Here is a 19,508-nt window from a genome sequence, read left to right as displayed (position 1 = left end):
TCACCGCGACCGGGCGCGGTCCCAGCGTTCCGATCCAGCATCCGGGCATTCCTGCTGCCGCATTTGTCCTGTCGTGCACGCCCTTTGACCTGCGCGCGAACGGCCGCGAAGGGGCGGCTCGGGCGTGGCGGGCCGGGCGGGTGCCCGGCTTCCTGCCCCGTGCGCTCGCAGCCGGTCCGGCTGCCGTGCCTCGCCGGGGGGAGTCGCTTCCCCCCGGCGGGTGTCATTCGCCCGTCTTCGGGGCCTCGTCGGCGGTGCGAGCGTCAGCGGTGGGAGCGGCGGCGGTGCCGGTGGCGGCGGCTGCGGCGTCGGCGGCCTCCGGCGCGGGGGCCTCGACCCGGGGGGTCTCCATCGCCGTCATCCGGGGGAGCAGGAAGAGCACTGCGACCAGGAGGGCGAGCAGCAGGGTGCCGGCCAGCACGATCGGGGTCCGGATGCTGGTGACGGAGGCGATCCAGCCGCTCAGGGCGGCACCGGTCATGATGCCGAGTCGGGTCAGCAGCATGTAGCAGCTGTTGACCCGGCCGAGAAGCTCCTTCGGGACGGCCTGCTGGCGCAGCGAGATCGCCTGGATGTTCCAGGTCACGATGCCGAAGCCGATCACGCCGTACAGCGCGGCGATCTCGAACACCGAGTTGCTCAGCGACATCAGGATCAGCGAGACGCCCATCAGCAGGAAGGCGAGGGCGATCCTGGTGCCCCGGTTGAGCAGGCCGCTGAGCCGGCCGGCCAGGGTGCTCGCGGCGGTGCCGCCGATGGCGCCGGCCGCGAGGACGATGCCGTACGAGGCGGCGGGGGCGTGCACGACCCGGGTGACCATCAGGACCATCATGGTGGTGCCCATGAAGCAGGTCATCGCGCCGAGGGCGGAGAGCACGGCGAGCATCCGCACCTCGCGGTGGCGGACCAGCCAGTTGACGCCCTCGCGGATCTCGGTGAGCACCGGGCGGCCGGCCTTGGCCCGGGCGGTGGTGGAGCGCCCGGTCGCGGCGACCAGGACGGCGGCGAGCGCGAAGGAGGCGCCGTCCACCGTGAAGGGGAAGCCGGCGGCCACGGCGAACAGCGCCGAGCCGAGCAGCGGGCCGATCAGGTTCCCGCCGACGAGCATGTTGGCCTGCATCCGGCCGTTGGCGGCGTCGAGCTGGTCCGGGCGGACCACCTCCGGGACGACCGAGGTGGCGGCGTTGGAGAAGACCGTCTCGCCGCAGCCGAGCAGGAAGGCCACCGCGGCGAGCGCGACCAGCGGCGGGTCGGCGACGAAGACCCAGGCGGCGAAGCCCAGGACGACGACGGCGCGCAGGGCGTCGATCGTCCACATCAGCCGCCGCCGGTCGGACCGGTCGGCGAGCACGCCGCCGTACAGGGACATCAGCAGGTAGGGCAGCGAGGTGGCGACGGAGACCACCGAGACCGCGCTGGGCGAGTCGGAGACCGCCACCGCCAGGAGGGGCAGGGCCGATTCCCGCATGCCGTCGCCGACCGAGGAGATCGCCGAGGCGGACCACAACAGGGTGAACTTCCGGCCCAGTCGCGGACGGCTTTTGGGTGGCTTCTCTGCCAGGTCTGCTGCGGTCACCGACGCAGTATGTCATGTCCGCGGAGGACTGTTCGGGCGGATTCCGAACTGCCCGGGGTGTCCCGAACCGACCGTGTCGGCAAGGAAGTCGGGGACGTCCTGAGCTGTCCGGACTGTCCTGCGGGTTTGCGGACCCCGGGGGGCTTCCCGGCCGGCCGCGGCCCCGGGCTAGCCGAGGCCGGAGACGCCTTTGACGAGCGTGGTCAGCCCAGCCCGCCCGCCAGTGCCAGGCCGAGCACCACCAGCCGGGCGCACGGCCGGGCCGCCCACCCCGGGGGCCGAGGATGAGGACGGTGATCCAGCCGTGGTCCATCGGGCTCCTCGGTCGGCGCGGGTCGGCGGTTCCGTCGTTAGTGGGCAGGGGGTACGGCGTCGGCGGTGTCCGGGAGCGGGTAGGCGGCGGGGTCGACCGGCCCCGGGAGGTCGGTCGCGGGGCGGGCGGGGGCGGTCGGGTCGGGCAGGGACGGTTGCGCGGGCGGGGCCGGGACCTGGCTGAACGGGATGCCGGGCGGCGCCTGGACCGGGCTGGTGCGGCCGGCGGGCACCGGTCCGCGGCCCTGGACCCCGCAGGCCGCCACCGTCTCCAGGTTCTCCGGGCTCTGCACGGCGGGCTGGTTGCCGCTGAAGCAGTTGGCCGGGTCGACGGAGGCCAGGGCGAGGTCGGTGCCGTTGCCGGTGGCGCGGTTGCCCTCGACGCGGTTGCCGCTCGCCGGGTGGCCGGGCGGGTCGGTGATGACGATGCCGACGGCGCGGTTGCCCCGGACGAGGTTGCGCTGCACCTGGTTCGCCGTGCCACCGCCGATGCCGATGCCGATGCCGAAGCCGCCGTCGGCCTGCTCGGGGGTGTCGGCGGCGTTGTTGTCGGTGACGACGTTGCCCGCGATCACCGCGCCGTGCTGCGGGGCGAGGGCCTCCAGGTCGTTGGAGTTGACGGTGACGCCGACCCGGTTTCCGGTGACCTTGTTGCCGAGGATGGTCAACCCGTCGGAGGCGTTGGTGAGTTCGATGCCGACGGCGTTGCGCTCGACGGTGTTGCCGCGCACCAGGGTGTCGCAGGGCTTGCACTGCCCGACGTAGATGCCGGAGTCGGCCTGCCCGGAGGCGTACGAGTCCTCGATGACGCCGCCGCGCGCGTCGAAGGCGTAGATGCCGTACAGGCCGTTGTCGTAGGCGGTGACGCGGGTCGCCCGGAAGCCCTGGACGGCCGGGAAGCGGGCGGTGTCCAGGGGGTCGTAGGCGGAGCCGCCGGCGCCGCGCTGCTGCAGCTTCTCGTCGGTGACGCCGGTGAACAGGACGCCGTTGGCGAGGTAGCCGTGGACGGTGAGGTTCTCGACCACCGAGCCCGGCCCGGTGACGGTGACGCCGTTGGCGAGGCGCACGCCGCCGTCGAGCACCACCGTGTTGCGGTCGGTGCCGCGCAGCACGATCCGGGGCTTGGTGATCCGGACGCTCTCGCGGTACGTGCCCGGGTCGACCAGGACGGTGTCGCCCTCGCGGGCCACGTCCACGGCCTGCTGGACGGTCGGGAAGTGCTGTGGGACCCGAACGACCGTTCCTTCCGGGTGTTTTGCATCGGACGAGGTCGAACCTCCGGACGAGCAGCCGGAGATGACGAGCGCGGCGGCACCGAGCAGGGCGGGGAGGAGGGTCCGGACCGCCTTTCCGGGGCGCCGGGTTGTGGTGGAGTGGAATTGACGTGTGGTCAAAAGTTGCATAAGGCGTGTTCTATCGTCTCCAATGGCGCCCATGCATGCCGAAACCGGAAAGGCGCAGGACCGGCCACGAACTGTCGGTCCCGGGGTGGACCGAAGGGCCCTGCTGGCGGGCGGGGTGGTGCTGGCCGCCGGGGTCGGTGCGGGGGTCGGCGCCGGCCTCACGGCGCTCGCCCCCGGGGGCGACGGCGGACGGGCCGCGGCGCCGCCGCCCGAGCCGTCGGTTCCCTTCCACGGCGAGCGGCAGGCCGGAGTGACGGCCCCGCAGCAGCCCGCCACCCAGCTGCTGGCCTTCGACCTGCCGCCCGCCGCCACCTCGGACGGCCGGACCGCCCTGCGGGGCCTTCTCGGGGAGCTGACCCGGGTGCTGGCCGACGCGGTCGGCGGCACGTCGGCGGACGCGCGCCTGCAGGGCGGCGAACCGGCCCGGCTCAGCAGCCTGGTGGGGGTCGGGCCGGGGCTCGCCTCCCGGCTGGGGCTGAACGTTCCGGCGCCGGTGCTGGCGGAGCTGCCCGCCTTCCCGGGCGACCGGCTCGACCCGGCGCGCGGCGGCGGCGACCTGCTGGTCCAGCTGTGCGCCGCGGACCGGTGGCCGCTGTCCGTCGTCGCCGAGCAGGTCGGCGCGGCGGCCGGGGCGGCGGGCGCGTCGGTGCGGTGGACGCAGTCCGGTTTCCTGCCCCGCACGGCCGCGGGGACGACGCCGAGGAACCTGTTCGGCTTCAAGGACGGCACCGCGAACCCGGACGAGGAGGCCGCCGGGCAGTGGGTCTGGGGCCCGCCCGGCCCGCACCGGCACGGGACCGTCCTGGTCTACCGGCGGATCCGGATGGACACCGCGGCCTTCGGCGCCCTCCCCGCTGACCGCCGGAACCTGGCGATGGGCCGCCGGGAGGGCGACGGCGCGCCGCTCACCGGCTCGGCGGAGCACGACGAGCCGGACATCTACGCGAAGAACCCCGACGGCTCGTACCTCATCCCGGCCACCGCCCACGTCCGGCTCTCCAGCCCCCGGCTGGACGGCGGCGCCCGGATGCTGCGGCGCGGCTACAGCTACGACGACGGGCCGGGCGACCGGGGCCTGCTGTTCTGCGCCTTCGTGCGGGACCCGGCGCAGTTCACCCGGGTGCAGAACCGGCTGGCCGCGCGGGACGCGCTCAACCCGTTCCTGGAGCACACGGCGTCGGCGGTGGTGTACGTGCTGCCGGGGGCGGAGGAGGGCGGGGTGCTGGGGGCGGGACTGTTCGGCTGAACGCCCGCGGGCCGTAGCGCCGTACCGGGCCGGGCCGTCGTCCGCGGGCCCGTACCCGCCGTCCGCGGGCCGTACCCGCCGTCCGCGGGCCGTACCCGCCGTCCGCGGGCGGGGTGCCTGGCGCGGGCGTGGTGCCGCGCGCGGGCCGTACCGCCTGCGGTCGGGGCGGTACGGCCCGGTGCGGTTCACCAGTCGACCGGAATCCGTGCCGGGCTCCGGGTGGTGCTGCCGAGCTGCCACGCGAGCTCCGCTACCGGGGTGGTGAGGCGCAGGCCGGGCAGGGCGGCGGCCAGGCGCCGGAGGGACTCGCGCATTTCGAGGCGGACGCGCCAGGCGCCGATGCAGTAGTGCGGACCGGCGCTGAAGGCGAGGGTGGGCGCGGCGAGGGGGAGGTCGAGGCCGGCGTCGAGGCCCTCGGGGTAGACGTCCGGGTCGCGGTTGGCGCTGCCGAGGCTGATGGCGACGACGGCGTCGGCCGGGATGGTGGCACCGCCGAGTTCGATCGCGGCGGTGGCGCGGCGGATGGTGGCCTCGTCGTCGCCGAGCGGGATGAAGTGCAGCAGGCGTTCGGCGGTCCGCTCAGCGGTGTCCGGGTCGGCGAGGCGGGGCCAGTGCTCGGCGCGTTCGCCGAGGAGGTAGACGAGGGCGTTGCCGAGGGCGCCGGCGACGCTCTCGTTGCCGCTGGCGGTGAGGCCGGCGACGAGGTGGACGAGGGACTCCTCGGGGATGCCGCCGTCGTGGTCGGCGGCCTGGACGAGGCGGCTGACCAGGTCGTCGCCGGGCTCGCGGCGGCGGCGTTCGATCAGCTCGGTGGTGAACGCGCCGTACTCGGCGAGGGCTTCGGCGTGGTCTTCGGCGTCGTCCGCGTCCGGGTCGCCGTCCGCGGCGTCGTCCGCGCTCGTGTCGCCGTCCGCGGCGTCGTCCGCGCTCGTGTCGCCGTTCGCGTCGCCGTCCCCGTCCGCGGAACCGTCGCCCGGGGCGCCGCCCTGGGCGAGCAGCGCGAGGGTCCAGCGGTGCAGCCGTTCCTCGTCCAGGCTGTCCGGACCGTCGCCGTCGAGCCCCATCAGCCGGGTGGTGACGGCGAACGGCACCGGCCGGGTGAACGCGGCGACGAGGTCGGCGGGCGGGCCTGCCGCGACCAGCGCGTCCACCGACTGCTGGACGGCGGCCGCGACCCAGGGCTGCCAGCCGGCGATGGCGCGCGGGGTGAAGGCCCGCTGGACGGTGGCGCGCAGGCGGCGGTGGGCGGGGCCGTCCTGGTTGAACAGGGACGCCGGGTTGGCGGCGACGTCGGCGGTGGCGCCCGCGGTGCCCACGTCGTGCAGGTCGGCCCGGGTGATCCGGGGGTCGCCGAGGACCTGCCGGACGTCGTGGTAGCGGGTGACCAGCCAGGCGGGGGTGCCGTCGGGGAGGGTGGTCGGGTGGGGCGGCCGGACGGGGGAGACGGGGAGCCGGTGGAGCGGGGGGAGGGCGGTCCTGGTGGCGGCGGGGGAATCCATGGGTCCCTTCGGGGTCGGCGGGCGGCGGGCGGCGGGTGGGCGGGCCGGCTGGTCGACGGGAGAAGGGAGTGGGGAGTCGGAGAACGGACGATCCAACTGTCATATTTTCATGGGGACTTGGAGGCTTAGGGCGCTTCTCCCGTTGTGCCCGATGGTATGCCCCCGAACGGCGCGCCGGGCAGGAACGGCCGCAGCGCGCCCAGGACGGCGCCGATGCAGGCGTCGCGCAGCTCGTCGCGGGTGCAGCTCTCCTCGGTCAGCCAGTCGATGACCAGAACCCGGACGAACACCAGCCAGCTGCGCAGGATCTGCGACACGGCCCGCCGCGCCGTCTCGTCCGCGAGCGGGAGGACGCCGAGCAGTCGGCCGCGCAGGGCGTCGAGCTCCTCGGTGATGATCGTCTGGATCACCTGGTCCCCGGCCAGGACGCGGTTGGCGGCGAGCACGGCGTGCCGGTTGGCGACGAAGTAGTCCAGGTGGGCGTCCATGCCCTCGACCAGCTGCTCGATCAGGGTGTCGGCGGGATCGAACCGGGACTTGGTGAGCAGCTCGTCGGCCGCCTGCCGGTAGACCTCGGCGAACAGGTCGTGCTTGCTCGGGAAGTGACGGTAGAGCAGCGCACGCGAGACCCCGGCCTGCTCGGCGACCTCCTCCATCAGCACCTCCTCGTACGGGCGGGCGGCGAAGAGCCGGGCGCCGACGGAGAGCAGCTGGGCGCGCCGCTCGGCGGGGGAGAGCCGGCGGCGTCGTTCGTGGACTGGCATGCGCGCCAGGTTACTTGACACGTGTCCACTTGTGGTCGAGCTTAGTAGACGCGTGTCAACTAGGGCGTGCGTCGTGAGGGCGCATGCCGGTGAGTGCGTGCGCCGAGCGGGCGCGCTCCGACGGGACCGACGACGGGTGGACGGGTCATGGCCAAGACGCTGCGGGTGCTCGTGTGGGCGATGGGGGTCGCCGATGTGGCGATCGGGTTCTTCCACATCCTGGTGGGGAACGCCGCGGTGCCCGGGGCCGCGGACGCCGGCCCCACGATCGACAGCTTCGGCCGCTTCATGGGCGCGATCTTCGCGGGGTACGGCGCCGCCTGGATCTGGGCCGCCCGGCAGGCGCCGGTGCCGGCCCGGGTGGTGCGGTGGCTGGCGGCGGTGTTCCTGCTGGGCGGCCTCGGGCGGGTGCTGTCCATCGCGGTGGACGGGTGGCCGCACGGCTTCCAGGTGGTGCTGATGGGGATCGAACTCGGGCTCGCGCCGGTCTACTTCTGGCTCGCCGACGCGGACGAACAGGCGCGGGCCGAGGCGTCGTCGCGGCTCTCTGCCCCGGCTCAGGCCACCGGGGCGTAGCCCCAGGGGTGCCCGGCGGCGCCCGGGTCGGCGGCACCCGGGTCGCCGGTGGCGCCGGTCAGCGCGACGTAGCCGTCCGGCCGGACGAGGACGACGGCGCCGCCGCGCAGCCCGTACGCCCGCGCCAGGTGGCCGTCGGGGTCGAGGACGGCGGCCCGGCGCAGCTCGACGGAGCGCAGGTCGAGCAGGTCGGGCAGGTCGACCGGAGCGGGCGGGCCGGCCGGATCGGTGGGCCCGCCGATGGTCAGCAGGGTGAAGTGCGGGCCGCGGAAGAGGTCGAACAGCCGGGTCGGCCTGCCGTCGGCGGTGGTGCAGGGCGCGTCGGGGGCGCGGTCGCCGGCCCGGACGCCGGTGGTGTCGTCGAGGTTCCGGCCGAGCGGCCCGCTCCGGTAGCCGACGGAGAGTCCGGTGAAGTCGGAGCCCGCGGCGGCCGGGTTGACGAACTGGTCGGTCAGTGCGCGGGCGCCGTCCGCGCCGAACAGCGCCTTGTGCTGGGCCGAGGTGGCGGCGAGGACGGCGCGGGCGACGGGCAGGCGCTCGTCCTGGTAGCTGTCGAGCAGTGCGTCTGGCGCGCCGCGCAGGACGGCGGCCAGCTTCCAGCTCAGGTTGTGCGCGTCCTGGATGCCGGTGTTCATGCCCTGGCCGCCCGCCGCGGAGTGGCAGTGCGCGGCGTCGCCGGCGAGCAGTACCCGGCCGTCGCGGTAGCGCTCGACCATGCGGACCGTCGGCCGCCAGACGGTGGACCAGCTCGGTTCGTGCAGCGTGACCCCGGGCAGTGCGGCGCGTTCGGCGAACAGCCGGCGGAAGGTCTCCGCGGTCGGGTCGGGGATCGCGCCGTGCTCGTCCGGCGCGACGGAGGCGTGCACCGCCCAGTTGGCGTCGGCCCGCATCGGGATCATGGCCAGGGCGCCGACGCCGAGCCGGGGGTCGTTCCAGATGTGCATGGCGTCGGTGTCCAGGCCGTCGACCTCCATCGAGGCCATGAGGAACCGTTCCTCCTCCCAGGTCTCGCCGAGGAAGGGGATCCCGGTCAGCTTCCGGACGGAGCTGCGGCCGCCGTCGCAGCCGACCAGGAAGCTGGCGTCCAGCCGTTCGGTCCGGCCGGAGCGCCGGACGGTGGCCAGCACGCCGTCCGCGTCCTGGGTGAAGTCGACCAGTTCGGTGTCCGTCTCGACGGTGACGCCGAGTTCGGCGAGCCGTCCGCGCAGCACCTCCTCGGTGTGGTGCTGGCCGAGCAGCAGCATGCCGGCGTACGGGCGGTCGGGGGTGGGGCGGTTGCCGGGTGCCGGGTCCACCTCGCCGACGAGCCGACTCCCCTCGTACGTACGGACCTTGAGGTCGAGCGTGCCGCGGTCGAGGATCGCGTCCACGACGCCGAGGTCGTCGAACACCTCCAGGGTGCGCGGGTTGATCCCCTTGCCGCGGACGCCGCGGTCGCGGAACCGCGGCTCCCGCTCGATGACGCGGCAGTCCACCCCGGCGCGGGCCAGCCCGAGGGCGAGCGCGAGGCCCACCGGGCCGGCGCCGACCACCAGGACCTCGGCCCGGCCGGTGTCGCCGGCGGGTCGTGCGGCGTGCGTGGTGGTGCGTGCGGTGTGCGGGGCGTGCGTGGTGTGCGGGGTGGTGCGTGCGGCGTTGTGCGTGACAGCAGGCGTGACGTTGTGCATGACGGACCCCCTGGGTACCCATCCATCCGGCCATAAGATACGGCGCGTTTCTTGTCTCTGACTGTAGACTCGGATCGATAAGAAACGCAACGTATCTACGAGAGTGGGTGCGACGGACGCGGGAGGCGCGGGACCCGGTGGTGAGCGAGAGAGCGGGATCGGGATCGGGATCGGCAACCGGACCGGCGGCGGGGCCGGCCGGCGCGTCACGGCGGCGCGGGAGCGAGCTGGAACGGGCGATCCTGGACGCCGTCTGGGCCGAACTCGCCGACCACGGTTACGACCGGCTCACCATGGAAGGCGTCGCCGCCCGGGCGCGGACCAGCAAGCCGGTGCTCTACCGCCGCTGGCCGAACCGGGCCGCCCTGGTCATCGCTGCCCTCGGCCGCAACGCCCCCGACTACCAGGAGCCGCCGGACACCGGCGAGTTGCGCGCCGACCTCGCACTCTTCATGGCCAGTCTGCTGCACCGCTTCGACGACCTGCCGACCGACGCCGTCCACGGCTTCCTGGTCGACCTGCTTCGCGATCCCGAACTGCGGGCCGGCTTCACCGGCGGGCTCACCGCCGAGGGGCCGGTCGGCAGCCTGGGTGCGATGATGCGCCGCGCGGCCGACCGGGGCGAGATCAACCCCGACCGGATCACCCCGCGCGTCGTCTCGCTCCCGCTCGACCTGCTGCGCGACGCCTTCCTGACGGGCGGCGCCGTACCGTCCGACGACGTGGTGGCGGAGGTGCTGGACGAGGTCGTGATGCCGCTGCTGCGTGCCCCGTCCGGGAACTGACGGTCCGTCGGTCCCGCCGGGGCGCCGATCCCTCCGGGCCCGCCGGGCATCGATCCCGCCGACCCGTCAGGCCTGGCCTATGCTCGGAGCCCATCGAACGTGCGTCCGCGAGGAGGGTCCGAAGCATGAGCGGCACCGTGGTGGCGGTCAGCAGCAACGCCGAGTACGCGTTCACCAAGCCGAACCGGGCCGGCATCAGGTTGCTCGCCGGGCTCGGCGTGGAGGGCGACGTGCATGCCGGGGTGACGGTCAGGCACCGCTCGCGCGTCGCCCAGGACCCGACCCTGCCCAACCTGCGGCAGGTCCACCTGATCCACCGCGAACTGCTCACCGAGCTCGCCGGATCCGGGTTCGACGTGGCGCCGGGTGCGCTAGGCGAGAACATCACCACCGAGGGCGTGGACCTGCTCGGCCTGCCGGTCGGCGCTCTGCTGCGGATCGGTGCGGAGGCGGAGGTGGAGATCACCGGCCTGCGCAACCCGTGCGCGCAGATCGAGAACTACCGGACGGGCCTGCTGAAGCAGGTCGTCGGCCGCGCCACGGACGGGACGATCGTCCGCCGGGCCGGGATCATGGGCATCGTCCGTACGGGCGGCGCGGTCCGGCCCGGCGACGTGATCGCCGTCGAACTGCCGGACGGGCCGCACCGGGCGCTCGACCGGGTCTGAAGGTCCGCGACCGGGCTGAGGTCGTGCCCGGGCGCGACGGTTCACGACCGGACGTCAGGGGACGCGCGGGCCGTCAGTGCGGCGGTTGCCCGTCGACCCGGCGCAGGTCGTAGAGGTACGACTTCCCGGCCTTCCAGCTGCGCCAGGCGCAGAGCGGCGGGAACGGCTCCCCGGCCGTTCCCCCGGGCAGCGGCGCGGAGTTGGGCACCCCGGCGGCGTCGACGGTGCACCAGCCGCGCTCGGGCAGCCAGCGGCACCAGACGTCCAGGTCGGTCCGCTTGAACGACGGCCGGCCGTGGAAGGTGCCGTCCTGGTCGAAGTGGTAGACCAGACCGTCCAGTCGGCGGACGAACTCGATCGACGTCATGGCGGATCCCCCAACTCGTCTGCGCCGCAGGCCCGAAGGGCTTCGAGGATATCTCGTCGGATACCCCCTACCCGTACCCGGCTGCCGCTCTCCCGGGGTTTCGCCGTATCGGTTTCGGCCGCACCCGGGCCCGTTCTCGCGGGCCCCGCGCGCGGAGCGGGTGTCGTGCCGGTCGGATCAGGACCGGACGAGGCGGGCGATCGCCTGGTTGGCCTCGCGGATCTTGACGCCCGCCTCCTGGCCGCCCTCGGCGATGGCGTCGCGGACGCAGCACTCGATGTGCTCGTCCAGGAGTTGGAGGGCGAAGGACTGGAGTGCGCGGCTGGCGGCGGAGACCTGGGTGAGGACGTCGATGCAGTAGGTGTCCTGCTCGACCATGCGCTGCAGGCCGCGGATCTGTCCCTCGATGCGGCGGAGCCGCTTGAGGAAGTCGTCCTTGTGGGAGCTGTAGCTGGCCATGGCCGTCTCCGGTTCCTGTGCGGTGAGGAGGGAGCTCACTCTACCGGCGCGCTCCGGCGGGGGAGTCGGCCCGGACGGGCGGTGGCGCCTGCCCGTCCGTCCGGGCCTCGGGAGTCAGCCGTCGAGGCGGCCGACCAGGTCGTAGCCGGCCTCGTCGACGGCGGCGGCCACGTCGGCGTCGGCCAGCGGCCGGGTGCTGCCGACGGTGACCCTGCCGGAGACGAGGTCCACGGCGACGTCGGTGACGCCCTCGATCCTCTTCAGCTCGGCGGTGACCGAGGTGACGCAGTGGCCGCAGGTCATGCCCTTGACCTGGAAGGCCGAGGTCAGGCCCGCGCCGACGGGTGCCGCGTCGGCGCCGGTGCTGCACGAGCCGCAGCAGGAGGAGGCCCCGGCGGTGGTCGACTCGACGGTGAGGGTGGTCTCGCTGGTCTCGCTCATGGGTGTGCTCCTGTCGTCAGTGCCCGGCGCCTTCCGGAGTGGCCCGGTCGGCCGGCTGCTTCCTTCATGCGAGAAGGTACCATACCCCCCTAGGGTATCAAAGGGATTGAGCGGTCCCCTGCTCGGCGGCCGCCTCCACCCGCCCCGGATACGTCAACGCCGCGCTGTGGCGCCCCTGTTGCGGGTGGTCGGGCAGGGTGGGAGGGCGCCGTCCCGACCCCGCCCACCACACGAGGTGAACCCCATGGACCAGACCACCCGACCCGGCCCGCGCGGCCTGCGCGAGATCCTCGCCGCCGGCGAACGGACGTACTCCTTCGAGTTCTTCCCCGCCAAGGACGACTCCGGCGAGCGCGCCCTGTGGGCCGCGATCCGGCGGGTGGAGGCGACCGCGCCGACCTTCGTCTCGGTCACCTACGGTGCCGGCGGCTCCTCGCGCGACCGCACCATCGAGACCACCGAGCGGATCGCCGCGCAGACCACGCTGCGCCCGGTCGCCCACCTGACCGCCGTCGGCCACTCCACCGCCGAACTGCAGGCCGTCCTGCGGCGCTACGCGGACGTCGGGATCCGTGACGTGCTCGCCCTGCGCGGCGACCCGCCCGGCAACCCCAACGGCGTCTGGGAGCAGCACCCGCAGGGCCTGCGGCACGCCGTCGACCTGGTCCGGCTGGTCAAGCAGTGCGGCGCGTTCACCGTCGGCGTGGCGGCCTTCCCCGAGCGCCACCCGCGCTCCGCGGACTGGGACGACGACGTCCGGCACTTCGTCGCCAAGTGCCGGGCGGGCGCCGACTACGCCGTCACCCAGATGTTCTTCGAGGTCGAGCACTACCTGCGGCTGCGGGACCGGCTGGCCGCGGCGGGCTGCGGGACCCCGGTCATCCCGGAGATCATGCCCGCCACCGACGTGCGCCAGATCAGCCGCTTCGCCGAGCTCAGCGGGGCGTCCTTCCCGGCCGGCCTGGCGCTGCGCCTGGAGGCCGCCCGCGGCGACCGGGCGGCCGCGCACCGCATCGGCGTCGACCACGCCACCCGGATGGCCGAGCGCCTACTGAGCGAGGGCGCGCCCGGCCTGCACTACATCACCCTGAACCGCTCCACCGCCGCCCTGGAGATCCACCGCAACCTCGGGCTCGACCGGCCGGCGGGGGAGGAGCAGGCGTCCCGGGCCCCGGCACCCGCGGCCCGACCCCTGATCGGCAGTCCTGCCTGACGGGAGAGCGCCACGACCAGCGCCCGGGAGCCGGAACGCCCGGGCGGAGGCCCGGCCGAAGCAGGGCCTCCGATCAGTGCACGGTGACCTGGATGCTCTTGGAGATGTCGCACCTGTCCCCCTCGTACTTCGGTACGCCGGCAACGCAGCCCCCCTCGCCGAACAACCACGTCAGGGTGGTGGTTCCCGGCGCCAGGGCGGTGAAGGTCAGATCGAACTCGGAGGTGCAACCCGGCACGGGTGGGCAGGAGCTGACGACGAAGTCCTCACCGGGCCGCAGCACGCTGCCGTCGCCCCCCGAGTAGAGGTACCACCTCTTCTGCAGCGCGCCGTTGACCGTTCTGACGCCGAGCCGCTGTCCGACCGTCAGGGTCACCGCGCTGGTCGGATACGGGGAGGTGGCGTTCCACCCATTGTCGGGGAGGGGAACCTCCACCTGCGGCCGGGTGGCGGTGACGGCCGCGGGGCCGGCCGGGTCGGAGTCGGACCACCAGCCGTCGAGGTAGGAGACGAGCAGCAGGGCGACGGCCACGAGTGCCACCACGCTGGTGATGGTTCGGCGCATCAGCTGCCCTCTTCCCGGACTCGACGGCGCATGGTGATCAGGAGCGCGACCTCGGCCAGCCAGCGGGCGAACAGGACCTCGCGGCCGAGGTCCGCCCCGCCGGCCGCGGCGGCGCGCAGCCAGCCGCGGACCAGCTCGGCCGGCTCCCGGCCGATCACCGGTTCGGGCAGGTCGAGCGCGGCGGCGAAGCCGCCGGCCCGCACGTACTGCGCCAGGACGCCCAGGGGGTCGGGGCCGATGCGCAGGGCCTCGGCCTGGTAGGAGGCGGCGATGGCCGCCTCGCCGAACAGCACCCGGCGCGGGACTCCGTCGATCAGCAGGCCGCGGGTGAGGGCGGACTCGACGTCGTAGCCGGTCATCAGTTCGGTGTCGGGGAGGAAATCGGTCATTTCGGAAGCTCCGCGCCGTAGGGCCGGTTGATCTTCGCATCGCCGGTGAGGCCACCGGTATTGATGCTGTTGTGGATGAACTGGTCCTCGGTCACCCACACCGACTGGCCCCACGGGTTGTAGACCTGCAGGCGGTCGCCGTCCCGGGCCACGATCACCATCTGGTGGTAGCCGCCCTTGCTGGCCTCGTCGAAGGCGCAGAACGGCACCGGCTTGCCCTCGTCCAAGGCCTTCTCGATCCGGGTGACGGCCGCGCGCCGGTCGTCGTCGGTGTCCAGGTTGACGTACTCGTAGGTCGAGCCCGTGGCCTTCCCGAGGTTCTGGTTGGCGAGGAAGGTGTTGCCCTTCGGTCCGATCCCGCCGTTGTTCTCCGGGTAGACCTTCTGGCCGCCGTCGGCGAGCTGGCCCTGCTGGTACTGGCCGATGAAGAGCTGCTGGAGGCGCTGCTTGAAGTACTCGGGCGAGTCGGACCCCGGGACGTCGGTCATGTTGCCCGTGGTGAGCTGGAGCATCGTCACCGGGTCGATTTTGAGGCTCGCGACCACCGTCGAGGCGGCGACGCAGTCGTTGACGCTGCCCTGGCTGTAGATGTCGGAGCCGTCGAGGACCGTGGTGCCCTTGTAGGTCAGCCCGGTCGCCTGGGTGGTGGACTCCTCCCGCAAGGGATCCGAACCAAGCGCCGGGACCAGGTGTTCGGACAGCCAGCGCGGGTCGTCGCCGTGGGGGTGGATCAGCGCGGCGAACTGCTGGACGTCGGCCACCGGGTGCCCGGCCGCCAGGGCCTTCCAGAGGTAGGCGGCCTCCTCCGGCGACTTGGCGTCGGACAGGAGCTTCTGGAAGGCGAGCTGGTCGGTGCCGTTCATCACGGACATGAACTGCTTGGCGCGGTCGAGCTGGCCGTCCGTCAGGATGTAGTCGCCGTCCGCACCGCCGCCGGGGCCCTTCTCGTTCGCCAGCACCAGCGCCGCGAGGGGATCGATCGGCCCCTGTCCGGCGCGCTCGGTGCGGGCCCTGGCAGCGAGCTGGTTGAGCATGCTCGCGGCGTGGGTGCCGCTGCTCTCCGCCCGTTGGGCGGCCGAGATCCTGGTTCCCACGGCCGTGTTGGCGGGTTCGATGGCGGCGATGGCCTTGCCCATGTCGAAGGCGTCGTGGGCGAGGGACTTCTGCACGTTCTCCAGGGCGGTCACGCCCTGCGCGTCGGTGCTCTGGGCCCCTTCCAGATTGTCCGCCCAGGCGTTCAGCTCGGTGGCGGCCTGCTCCAACGACTTCTGGGAGACGCTCAGTTCGTTCGCCAGCGCCCGGATGGACTGGGTGGCGTTCTCGGCGACCGAGCCGGTCCAGGCGTTCGGCAGGCGGTTGTCGGCGACCTCCCCGAGGTCGGTGGACGCCTTGGCGTAGGCCTTGGCGGTCTCCGCGTACGCCTTGGCCCGCTCGCGTATCGCCCCCGGGTTCCCGGCCGGCCGGGGCACGGCCAGGGCCTTGTCGATCGCGCCGAGCAGTGCGGGGCCGATGAAGAGGCCGCCGCCGGGGTGGGTGATGGCCTGCTGCGCCTTCTGCAGGTCCGCGACCTTGCTCATCGGGACTGCGCCGGGGTCAGCGATGCGGCGAGCGTCGACTCCGCGGCGCGGTAGTTGGCGTTGGTGGCCGACATCTTCTGGACCAGTTGCGCCACGGCGCGCTGGGTGACGTGCAGTTCCTGGCTCCAGTTGGTGTCGAAGCCCGCCCACGCCTGGTCCACGCCGAACTCGCCGAAGTCGGCGGACTGGACGGGCGTCTGCGCGGTGTAGGACTGGTTGGCCGTGGCCAGGTCGGTCGCGACGTTGTTGAGTGCCGTCGTCACGTGCTCCAGCGCGTCGGGCTGGACGGTGTACCCCACCGAGTCGGGCATCGGCTGCTCTCCCCCAAGAAGCTCCATGGCTCGCCGTGATCGGACGAGCACGGTCGACGAGCATAGACGTAACCGGGGGAGCGCCGGTTCCGGGGTCGGTCCGGGGCGGGATGTCGGCGCGCCACGCGGCCCGATACCCCGTATGGGTATATCGTAACCGCGCCCAGCGGACTCCCACGGACGGTGCCCGGCGCGGGCGCCAACCGGGAAGGCGGACCACCATTCACGCGATCCTGCACGCGCTGTCCATCGCCGGATCGATGACCTGGGAGATCACCTGGGCCCTGATCCTCGGTTTCCTGCTCTCCGCCGTCGTCCAGGCCGTCGTCCACAAGGCCACCGTGGTCCGGCTGCTGGGCGACGACCGCCCCCGCACCCTCGCCGCCGCCGCCGGTCTCGGCGCCGCCTCCTCGTCCTGCTCCTACGCCGCCGTCGCCCTGGCCCGCTCGCTGTTCCGCAAGGGCGCGGACTTCACCGCGGCGATGGCCTTCGAGATCGCCTCGACCAACCTGGTGATCGAACTCGGCATCATCCTGGCCCTGCTGCTCGGCTGGCAGTTCACGGCGGCCGAGTTCGTCGGCGGACCGGTGATGATCCTGGTGCTCGCGGTGCTGTTCCGGCGGCTGCTGACCGACCGGCTGCTACAGGAGGCCCGCGAGCAGGCCGAGCACGGCCGGGCGGGCTCGATGGAGGGCCACGCGGCGATGGACATGTCGGTGGCGGGGGAGGGTTCCTTCGCCCGGCGGCTGCTCTCGGGGAAGGGATTCACCTCGGTCTCGCATGTCTTCGTGATGGAGTGGGCGGCGATCCTGCGGGACCTCGTCCTGGGCCTGCTCATCGCCGGCGCCATCGCCGCCTGGGTGCCCGACTCCTTCTGGCAGTCCTTCTTCTTCGTCGACCACCCGCTCGCGAGCAAGCTCTGGGGCCCACTGGTCGGCCCGCTGGTGGCGATCGCGTCGTTCGTCTGCTCGATCGGCAACGTGCCGCTGGCGGTGGTGCTGTGGAAGGGCGGGATCAGCTTCGGCGGAGTGGTCGCGTTCATCTTCGCGGACCTGCTGATCCTGCCGATCCTGAACATCTACCGGAAGTACTACGGGCGGCGGACGGCGCTGTTCCTGCTCGGCACCTTCTACGTGGCGATGGTCCTCGCCGGCTACTTCGTCGAACTCGTCTTCGGGGCCCTCGGCCTGATCCCGGACAACCGCGACGTGGAGATCCCGATGTCCGGCGTCCAGTGGAACTACACGACCTGGCTCAACATCGTCTTCCTGCTGCTCGCCGCCGCCCTGCTGGTCCGCTTCTTCCGCACCGGTGGCCGGGCGATGCTCCGCATGATGGGCGGAGCCCCGGAGGCGGACGGGTGCACGGGCCACGGTCACCACTGATGAGGTGTGCGCGAGAAGTCGGCCAGGCCGACTTCTCGCGCAGGGAGTTCAGACGCTGGGGATGTCCCCGGTCTTGATGGCGGTGACGAACGCCGTCCATGCGTCGGAGGGGAAGACGAGCGCGGGGCCGTTGGGGTCCTTGGAGTCGCGGACCGGGACGGTGTCAAGGAAGCCGTCCGCGACCTCGACACAGTTCCCCTGGTTGGCGCTGAACCTGCTCTTTCGCCAGATGGCGCGACGCAGGTCCAAACTGCTCTGGTCGATGATCATTACTCAAGTTCCTTTGTGATCTGCGCGATGAGTCGCCGTGACGGCGCAACGTCGAGTGCTGCTGCTCGCAGCCGATCAAAGGCCTGGTCATAGGCTGCGACGTCGTTATCTCGTTCGAGATAGAGGCTACTCGTCAGCGCCTCGGTGTACACCACGTCGAGATCTCCCCGAACAGGAAACTCCAGAGTCGCGAACGACCCATGGACGCCAGCGTGAGCCCCGGCGGAGAACGGCACCACCTGCAAGGTCACGTGTGGCTCGCGCGAGGCGGCGATGAGCTGCTGCAACTGCTTGGCCATGATGGCTTGGCTGCCGATCAGGCGCCGGAGAGCGGCCTCATCCACGATCGCCCATAGCTTCAGCGGATTCTCTCGCCGAAGTGTCGCGTTCTGGCGAGCCAAGCGCACATCGACCAGTGCGTTGATCTCGTCAGGCGTGGCGTCGGACTCAAGCTGCCGGATCAGCGCTCGCGCGTAGTCGGCAGTCTGGAGCAGCCCTGGCACGAGCGACGACTCGAAGTTCCGAATCGAAACTGCTTCCGCCTCGAAGCTGATGAACGAAGCGTAGTGCTGTGTGATCACATCGGAGTAGGGCTGCCACCACACCCTACGCTTGCCCTCGCGCGCCAGCGTCGCGAGCGCCTCGCGGGTCTCCGGATCTGTGACCTGGTAGACGTCGAGCAGCATCCCGACCTCGTTCGCGCGCACGCCATATCGGCCGTTCTCCAGCCGGCTGACCTTGGACTGGTGCCAGCCGAGCCGGGCCGACACCTCGTCAACCGTGAGGCGTAGGTCCTCCCGAATCTTCCGGAGCTTCGCACCCAGCATTCGGCGGCGCACCGTCGGCATTGCGGTCACGCTCCGACCTCCCCTCATCGCGCTCTGTTGTTGCATCACAGTTTGGCGCGACGGTGGGAGTGTCGTCACGTCAGATTCAAAAGAGCATATGCGAATTGATGTTCAGGGTTGCGAGGTGACGCACGCAAGGAGCAAGCTACTCGCCGTAGTGTGACGCACTACACAGCGTGATCCTCGCGGCTCATCGCTCGGGCATCCCTTTGCCCTCCGCCGCCTTCGGATCGCGAACTTTCCCACCACCCCCGGAGGAGGCCCCGCCATGCCCGGAACCTTGGAGAAGCCGCCCGCCCCCACCAACCCGTACTCGTGGTGGCTGCCCAGGCACCACAAGTCCGCCGGGTTCGCCCGGCGGTTGCTCCGAACCTTCCTCGCCGGCCAGCCTGACGGTGAACGGTTCCTCGACTCCGGCGAGTTGGTGCTCGGTGAGCTCGTCACCAACGCGGTCCTCCACGCCAAGACCCCGCCGGGGCGGCTCATCTTCATCCGGTTCGAACTCGACCCCGACTCGCTTCGCATCGAGGTGCACGACGCCGACGCCAACCAGCCGTCCGTGCCGCACCCCGCCACCGAGCAGGACGAGAGGGGGCGCGGGCTCTGGCTCGTTTCCCAGCTGGCGTCCGGCTGGGGCTGCGGCCCCCGCGCTGGTGGCATCGGCAAGATGGTGTGGGCGTTGATCGACGGGGGCTCGCAGTGAGCGTCGAACTCCCCTTCCCCGTCAGCGTCGAGATCAAGGGCGTCGCGAAGGTCGCCACCTTCGCCAAGCTCCCCGATGCCCTCGACGCCGTCCGCGCCGGCCTCGCCCGGCTCCCGCTGGACGAGGACCAGGCCGGCTACCTCGCCGACTACTTCTCCCCGGCCTCCGCCGAGCGGATCGCCCACCAGCTGATCCACATCGGAGTGGTCGGCGTGATCGCCTTCCTCGGGATCCACGCCCACCCCATCTACCTGCGCCCGGCGACGGACCCCGAGTGATCCGGCGACTCACCTGGGTCCGCATCGAGATGTGGTGGTGTCTCAGCGCCCAGTTCTCCCGCCCGGTCCGCGCCGTCAGCCCCCGCCGCCAGGCCGCCCATGCCGAGATGCAGCTCTGGGCGGCCACCCCGGGCAACGCCGAAGCCCTTCTCCGCACGGTGCTCCGGCAAGCCGCCCGAGGGTGAGCAGCGGTGCCGGGCGATCCC

General features: G+C 72.5%; 23 protein-coding genes. 9 read left to right on the top strand and 14 right to left on the bottom strand.

From position 1 onward, the window contains the following. Positions 1–223: 223 nt before the first annotated feature. Positions 224–1,576 (bottom strand): MFS transporter, encoded by a 1,353-nt coding sequence (locus tag ACIGG8_RS11550; RefSeq protein ID WP_396547248.1) that lies wholly within the window; start codon positions 1,574–1,576, stop codon positions 224–226. 350 nt (positions 1,577–1,926) lie between these two features. Next, complete coding sequence (locus tag ACIGG8_RS11545) at positions 1,927–3,084, bottom strand: right-handed parallel beta-helix repeat-containing protein (RefSeq protein ID WP_396547247.1); 1,158 nt, start codon at positions 3,082–3,084, stop codon at positions 1,927–1,929. 292 nt (positions 3,085–3,376) lie between these two features. Here ACIGG8_RS11545 and ACIGG8_RS11540 point away from each other — a divergent pair, with 292 nt between their 5' ends. Continuing rightward, on the top strand, positions 3,377–4,537 hold the full coding sequence (locus tag ACIGG8_RS11540; protein WP_396547246.1) for a Dyp-type peroxidase: 1,161 nt from the start codon (positions 3,377–3,379) through the stop codon (positions 4,535–4,537). 185 nt (positions 4,538–4,722) lie between these two features. Here the strand turns inward: ACIGG8_RS11540 and ACIGG8_RS11535 are convergent, their stop codons facing one another. Together ACIGG8_RS11535 and ACIGG8_RS11530 are read right to left on the bottom strand one after the other, a co-directional pair. After that, the gene (locus tag ACIGG8_RS11535; protein WP_396547244.1) at positions 4,723–6,036 is read right to left on the bottom strand and encodes a cytochrome P450; all 1,314 of its coding nucleotides are present in this window, start codon (positions 6,034–6,036) and stop codon (positions 4,723–4,725) included. Positions 6,037–6,161: 125 nt separating this feature from the next. Next, complete coding sequence (locus ACIGG8_RS11530; protein ID WP_396547243.1) at positions 6,162–6,800, bottom strand: TetR/AcrR family transcriptional regulator; 639 nt, start codon at positions 6,798–6,800, stop codon at positions 6,162–6,164. Between the two features lie 147 nt (positions 6,801–6,947). On the opposite strand from ACIGG8_RS11530, the gene ACIGG8_RS11525 reads away from it, so the two are divergent. Beyond that, positions 6,948–7,376 carry a DUF4345 domain-containing protein gene (locus tag ACIGG8_RS11525; protein WP_396547242.1) on the top strand — a complete coding sequence of 143 codons (429 nt, stop codon included), beginning with the start codon at positions 6,948–6,950 and terminating at the stop codon, positions 7,374–7,376. On the opposite strand, the gene ACIGG8_RS11520 is transcribed toward ACIGG8_RS11525, so the two are convergent. Next, entirely contained in the window at positions 7,358–9,043 is a 1,686-nt protein-coding gene (locus tag ACIGG8_RS11520) for an FAD-dependent monooxygenase (protein ID WP_396547241.1), read from the bottom strand. The two genes, ACIGG8_RS11525 and ACIGG8_RS11520, sit on opposite strands and share 19 nt — an antisense overlap. A 140-nt stretch (positions 9,044–9,183) precedes the next feature. Between ACIGG8_RS11520 and ACIGG8_RS11515 the strand changes: the two genes are divergently transcribed. After that, positions 9,184–9,828, top strand: a complete 645-nt coding sequence (locus tag ACIGG8_RS11515; RefSeq protein ID WP_396547240.1) for a TetR/AcrR family transcriptional regulator — start codon at positions 9,184–9,186, stop codon at positions 9,826–9,828. Between the two features lie 125 nt (positions 9,829–9,953). Continuing rightward, a complete protein-coding gene (locus ACIGG8_RS11510) occupies positions 9,954–10,496 on the top strand; it encodes an MOSC domain-containing protein (protein ID WP_396547238.1) in 543 nt (180 codons plus the stop codon). Between the two features lie 73 nt (positions 10,497–10,569). Here the strand turns inward: ACIGG8_RS11510 and ACIGG8_RS11505 are convergent, their stop codons facing one another. The 3 genes from ACIGG8_RS11505 to ACIGG8_RS11495 all read right to left on the bottom strand — a co-directional run bounded on the left by ACIGG8_RS11505 (position 10,570) and on the right by ACIGG8_RS11495 (position 11,763). Then, entirely contained in the window at positions 10,570–10,863 is a 294-nt protein-coding gene (locus tag ACIGG8_RS11505) for a hypothetical protein (RefSeq protein WP_396547237.1), read from the bottom strand. 177 nt (positions 10,864–11,040) lie between these two features. Next, entirely contained in the window at positions 11,041–11,322 is a 282-nt protein-coding gene (locus ACIGG8_RS11500; protein WP_350521159.1) for a metal-sensitive transcriptional regulator, read from the bottom strand. A gap of 114 nt (positions 11,323–11,436) precedes the next feature. Continuing rightward, entirely contained in the window at positions 11,437–11,763 is a 327-nt protein-coding gene (locus tag ACIGG8_RS11495; protein ID WP_396547235.1) for a heavy-metal-associated domain-containing protein, read from the bottom strand. Between the two features lie 244 nt (positions 11,764–12,007). Here ACIGG8_RS11495 and metF point away from each other — a divergent pair, with 244 nt between their 5' ends. After that, complete coding sequence (gene metF / locus ACIGG8_RS11490) at positions 12,008–12,976, top strand: methylenetetrahydrofolate reductase [NAD(P)H] (protein WP_396547233.1); 969 nt, start codon at positions 12,008–12,010, stop codon at positions 12,974–12,976. Positions 12,977–13,049: 73 nt separating this feature from the next. Here metF and ACIGG8_RS11485 read toward each other — a convergent pair whose 3' ends face one another. Genes ACIGG8_RS11485 through ACIGG8_RS11470 form a run of 4 tightly spaced genes read right to left on the bottom strand, consistent with a single transcriptional unit; the run spans position 13,050 to position 15,818 of the window. Further along, positions 13,050–13,541, bottom strand: coding sequence for a hypothetical protein (locus tag ACIGG8_RS11485; RefSeq protein WP_396547232.1), 492 nt, complete (start codon positions 13,539–13,541; stop codon positions 13,050–13,052). Continuing rightward, the gene (locus tag ACIGG8_RS11480; protein WP_396547231.1) at positions 13,541–13,930 is read right to left on the bottom strand and encodes a hypothetical protein; all 390 of its coding nucleotides are present in this window, start codon (positions 13,928–13,930) and stop codon (positions 13,541–13,543) included. Before ACIGG8_RS11480 ends, ACIGG8_RS11485 begins: the two co-directional genes overlap by 1 nt. After that, positions 13,927–15,507 carry a hypothetical protein gene (locus ACIGG8_RS11475; protein ID WP_396547230.1) on the bottom strand — a complete coding sequence of 527 codons (1,581 nt, stop codon included), beginning with the start codon at positions 15,505–15,507 and terminating at the stop codon, positions 13,927–13,929. The genes ACIGG8_RS11480 and ACIGG8_RS11475 overlap by 4 nt, the downstream gene beginning before the upstream one ends. Continuing rightward, on the bottom strand, positions 15,504–15,818 hold the full coding sequence (locus tag ACIGG8_RS11470; protein WP_396547228.1) for a hypothetical protein: 315 nt from the start codon (positions 15,816–15,818) through the stop codon (positions 15,504–15,506). Before ACIGG8_RS11470 ends, ACIGG8_RS11475 begins: the two co-directional genes overlap by 4 nt. A gap of 221 nt (positions 15,819–16,039) precedes the next feature. On the opposite strand from ACIGG8_RS11470, the gene ACIGG8_RS11465 reads away from it, so the two are divergent. After that, a complete protein-coding gene (locus ACIGG8_RS11465) occupies positions 16,040–17,203 on the top strand; it encodes a permease (protein WP_396547297.1) in 1,164 nt (387 codons plus the stop codon). A gap of 48 nt (positions 17,204–17,251) precedes the next feature. Here ACIGG8_RS11465 and ACIGG8_RS11460 read toward each other — a convergent pair whose 3' ends face one another. Further along, positions 17,252–17,473 (bottom strand): DUF397 domain-containing protein, encoded by a 222-nt coding sequence (locus tag ACIGG8_RS11460; protein ID WP_396547227.1) that lies wholly within the window; start codon positions 17,471–17,473, stop codon positions 17,252–17,254. After that, entirely contained in the window at positions 17,473–18,321 is an 849-nt protein-coding gene (locus ACIGG8_RS11455) for a helix-turn-helix domain-containing protein (RefSeq protein WP_396547295.1), read from the bottom strand. The genes ACIGG8_RS11460 and ACIGG8_RS11455 overlap by 1 nt, the downstream gene beginning before the upstream one ends. A gap of 268 nt (positions 18,322–18,589) precedes the next feature. Between ACIGG8_RS11455 and ACIGG8_RS11450 the strand changes: the two genes are divergently transcribed. The 3 genes from ACIGG8_RS11450 to ACIGG8_RS11440 are packed head-to-tail and all read left to right on the top strand — an operon-like array spanning position 18,590 to position 19,487. Further along, positions 18,590–19,024: an ATP-binding protein gene (locus ACIGG8_RS11450; RefSeq protein WP_396547225.1), complete on the top strand. Its 435-nt coding sequence runs from the start codon at positions 18,590–18,592 to the stop codon at positions 19,022–19,024. After that, on the top strand, positions 19,021–19,302 hold the full coding sequence (locus ACIGG8_RS11445) for a hypothetical protein (RefSeq protein ID WP_396547223.1): 282 nt from the start codon (positions 19,021–19,023) through the stop codon (positions 19,300–19,302). Before ACIGG8_RS11450 ends, ACIGG8_RS11445 begins: the two co-directional genes overlap by 4 nt. Further along, entirely contained in the window at positions 19,299–19,487 is a 189-nt protein-coding gene (locus ACIGG8_RS11440) for a hypothetical protein (protein ID WP_396547222.1), read from the top strand. The genes ACIGG8_RS11445 and ACIGG8_RS11440 overlap by 4 nt, the downstream gene beginning before the upstream one ends. Positions 19,488–19,508 lie beyond the last annotated feature (21 nt).

The sequence above is a fragment of the Kitasatospora sp. NPDC085464 genome, from assembly GCF_044541955.1.
GTDB lineage: Bacteria > Actinomycetota > Actinomycetes > Streptomycetales > Streptomycetaceae > Kitasatospora.
This window is presented reverse-complemented; position numbering and strand designations above follow the sequence as displayed.

Excerpts from the sequence above, each read along its gene's own strand:
- ACIGG8_RS11485 (WP_396547232.1), bottom strand. The coding sequence starts at position 13,541 with ATGCGCCGAACCATCACCAGCGTGGTGGCACTCGTGGCCGTCGCCCTG.
- ACIGG8_RS11530 (WP_396547243.1), bottom strand. The coding sequence starts at position 6,800 with ATGCCAGTCCACGAACGACGCCGCCGGCTCTCCCCCGCCGAGCGGCGC.
- ACIGG8_RS11525 (WP_396547242.1), top strand. The coding sequence starts at position 6,948 with ATGGCCAAGACGCTGCGGGTGCTCGTGTGGGCGATGGGGGTCGCCGAT.
- ACIGG8_RS11450 (WP_396547225.1), top strand. The coding sequence starts at position 18,590 with ATGCCCGGAACCTTGGAGAAGCCGCCCGCCCCCACCAACCCGTACTCG.
- ACIGG8_RS11505 (WP_396547237.1), bottom strand. The coding sequence starts at position 10,863 with ATGACGTCGATCGAGTTCGTCCGCCGACTGGACGGTCTGGTCTACCAC.
- metF (WP_396547233.1), top strand. The coding sequence starts at position 12,008 with ATGGACCAGACCACCCGACCCGGCCCGCGCGGCCTGCGCGAGATCCTC.
- ACIGG8_RS11480 (WP_396547231.1), bottom strand. The coding sequence starts at position 13,930 with ATGACCGATTTCCTCCCCGACACCGAACTGATGACCGGCTACGACGTC.
- ACIGG8_RS11460 (WP_396547227.1), bottom strand. The coding sequence starts at position 17,473 with ATGATCATCGACCAGAGCAGTTTGGACCTGCGTCGCGCCATCTGGCGA.
- ACIGG8_RS11520 (WP_396547241.1), bottom strand. The coding sequence starts at position 9,043 with ATGCACAACGTCACGCCTGCTGTCACGCACAACGCCGCACGCACCACC.
- ACIGG8_RS11475 (WP_396547230.1), bottom strand. The coding sequence starts at position 15,507 with ATGAGCAAGGTCGCGGACCTGCAGAAGGCGCAGCAGGCCATCACCCAC.
- ACIGG8_RS11495 (WP_396547235.1), bottom strand. The coding sequence starts at position 11,763 with ATGAGCGAGACCAGCGAGACCACCCTCACCGTCGAGTCGACCACCGCC.
- ACIGG8_RS11510 (WP_396547238.1), top strand. The coding sequence starts at position 9,954 with ATGAGCGGCACCGTGGTGGCGGTCAGCAGCAACGCCGAGTACGCGTTC.
- ACIGG8_RS11500 (WP_350521159.1), bottom strand. The coding sequence starts at position 11,322 with ATGGCCAGCTACAGCTCCCACAAGGACGACTTCCTCAAGCGGCTCCGC.
- ACIGG8_RS11455 (WP_396547295.1), bottom strand. The coding sequence starts at position 18,321 with ATGCCGACGGTGCGCCGCCGAATGCTGGGTGCGAAGCTCCGGAAGATT.
- ACIGG8_RS11470 (WP_396547228.1), bottom strand. The coding sequence starts at position 15,818 with ATGCCCGACTCGGTGGGGTACACCGTCCAGCCCGACGCGCTGGAGCAC.
- ACIGG8_RS11535 (WP_396547244.1), bottom strand. The coding sequence starts at position 6,036 with ATGGATTCCCCCGCCGCCACCAGGACCGCCCTCCCCCCGCTCCACCGG.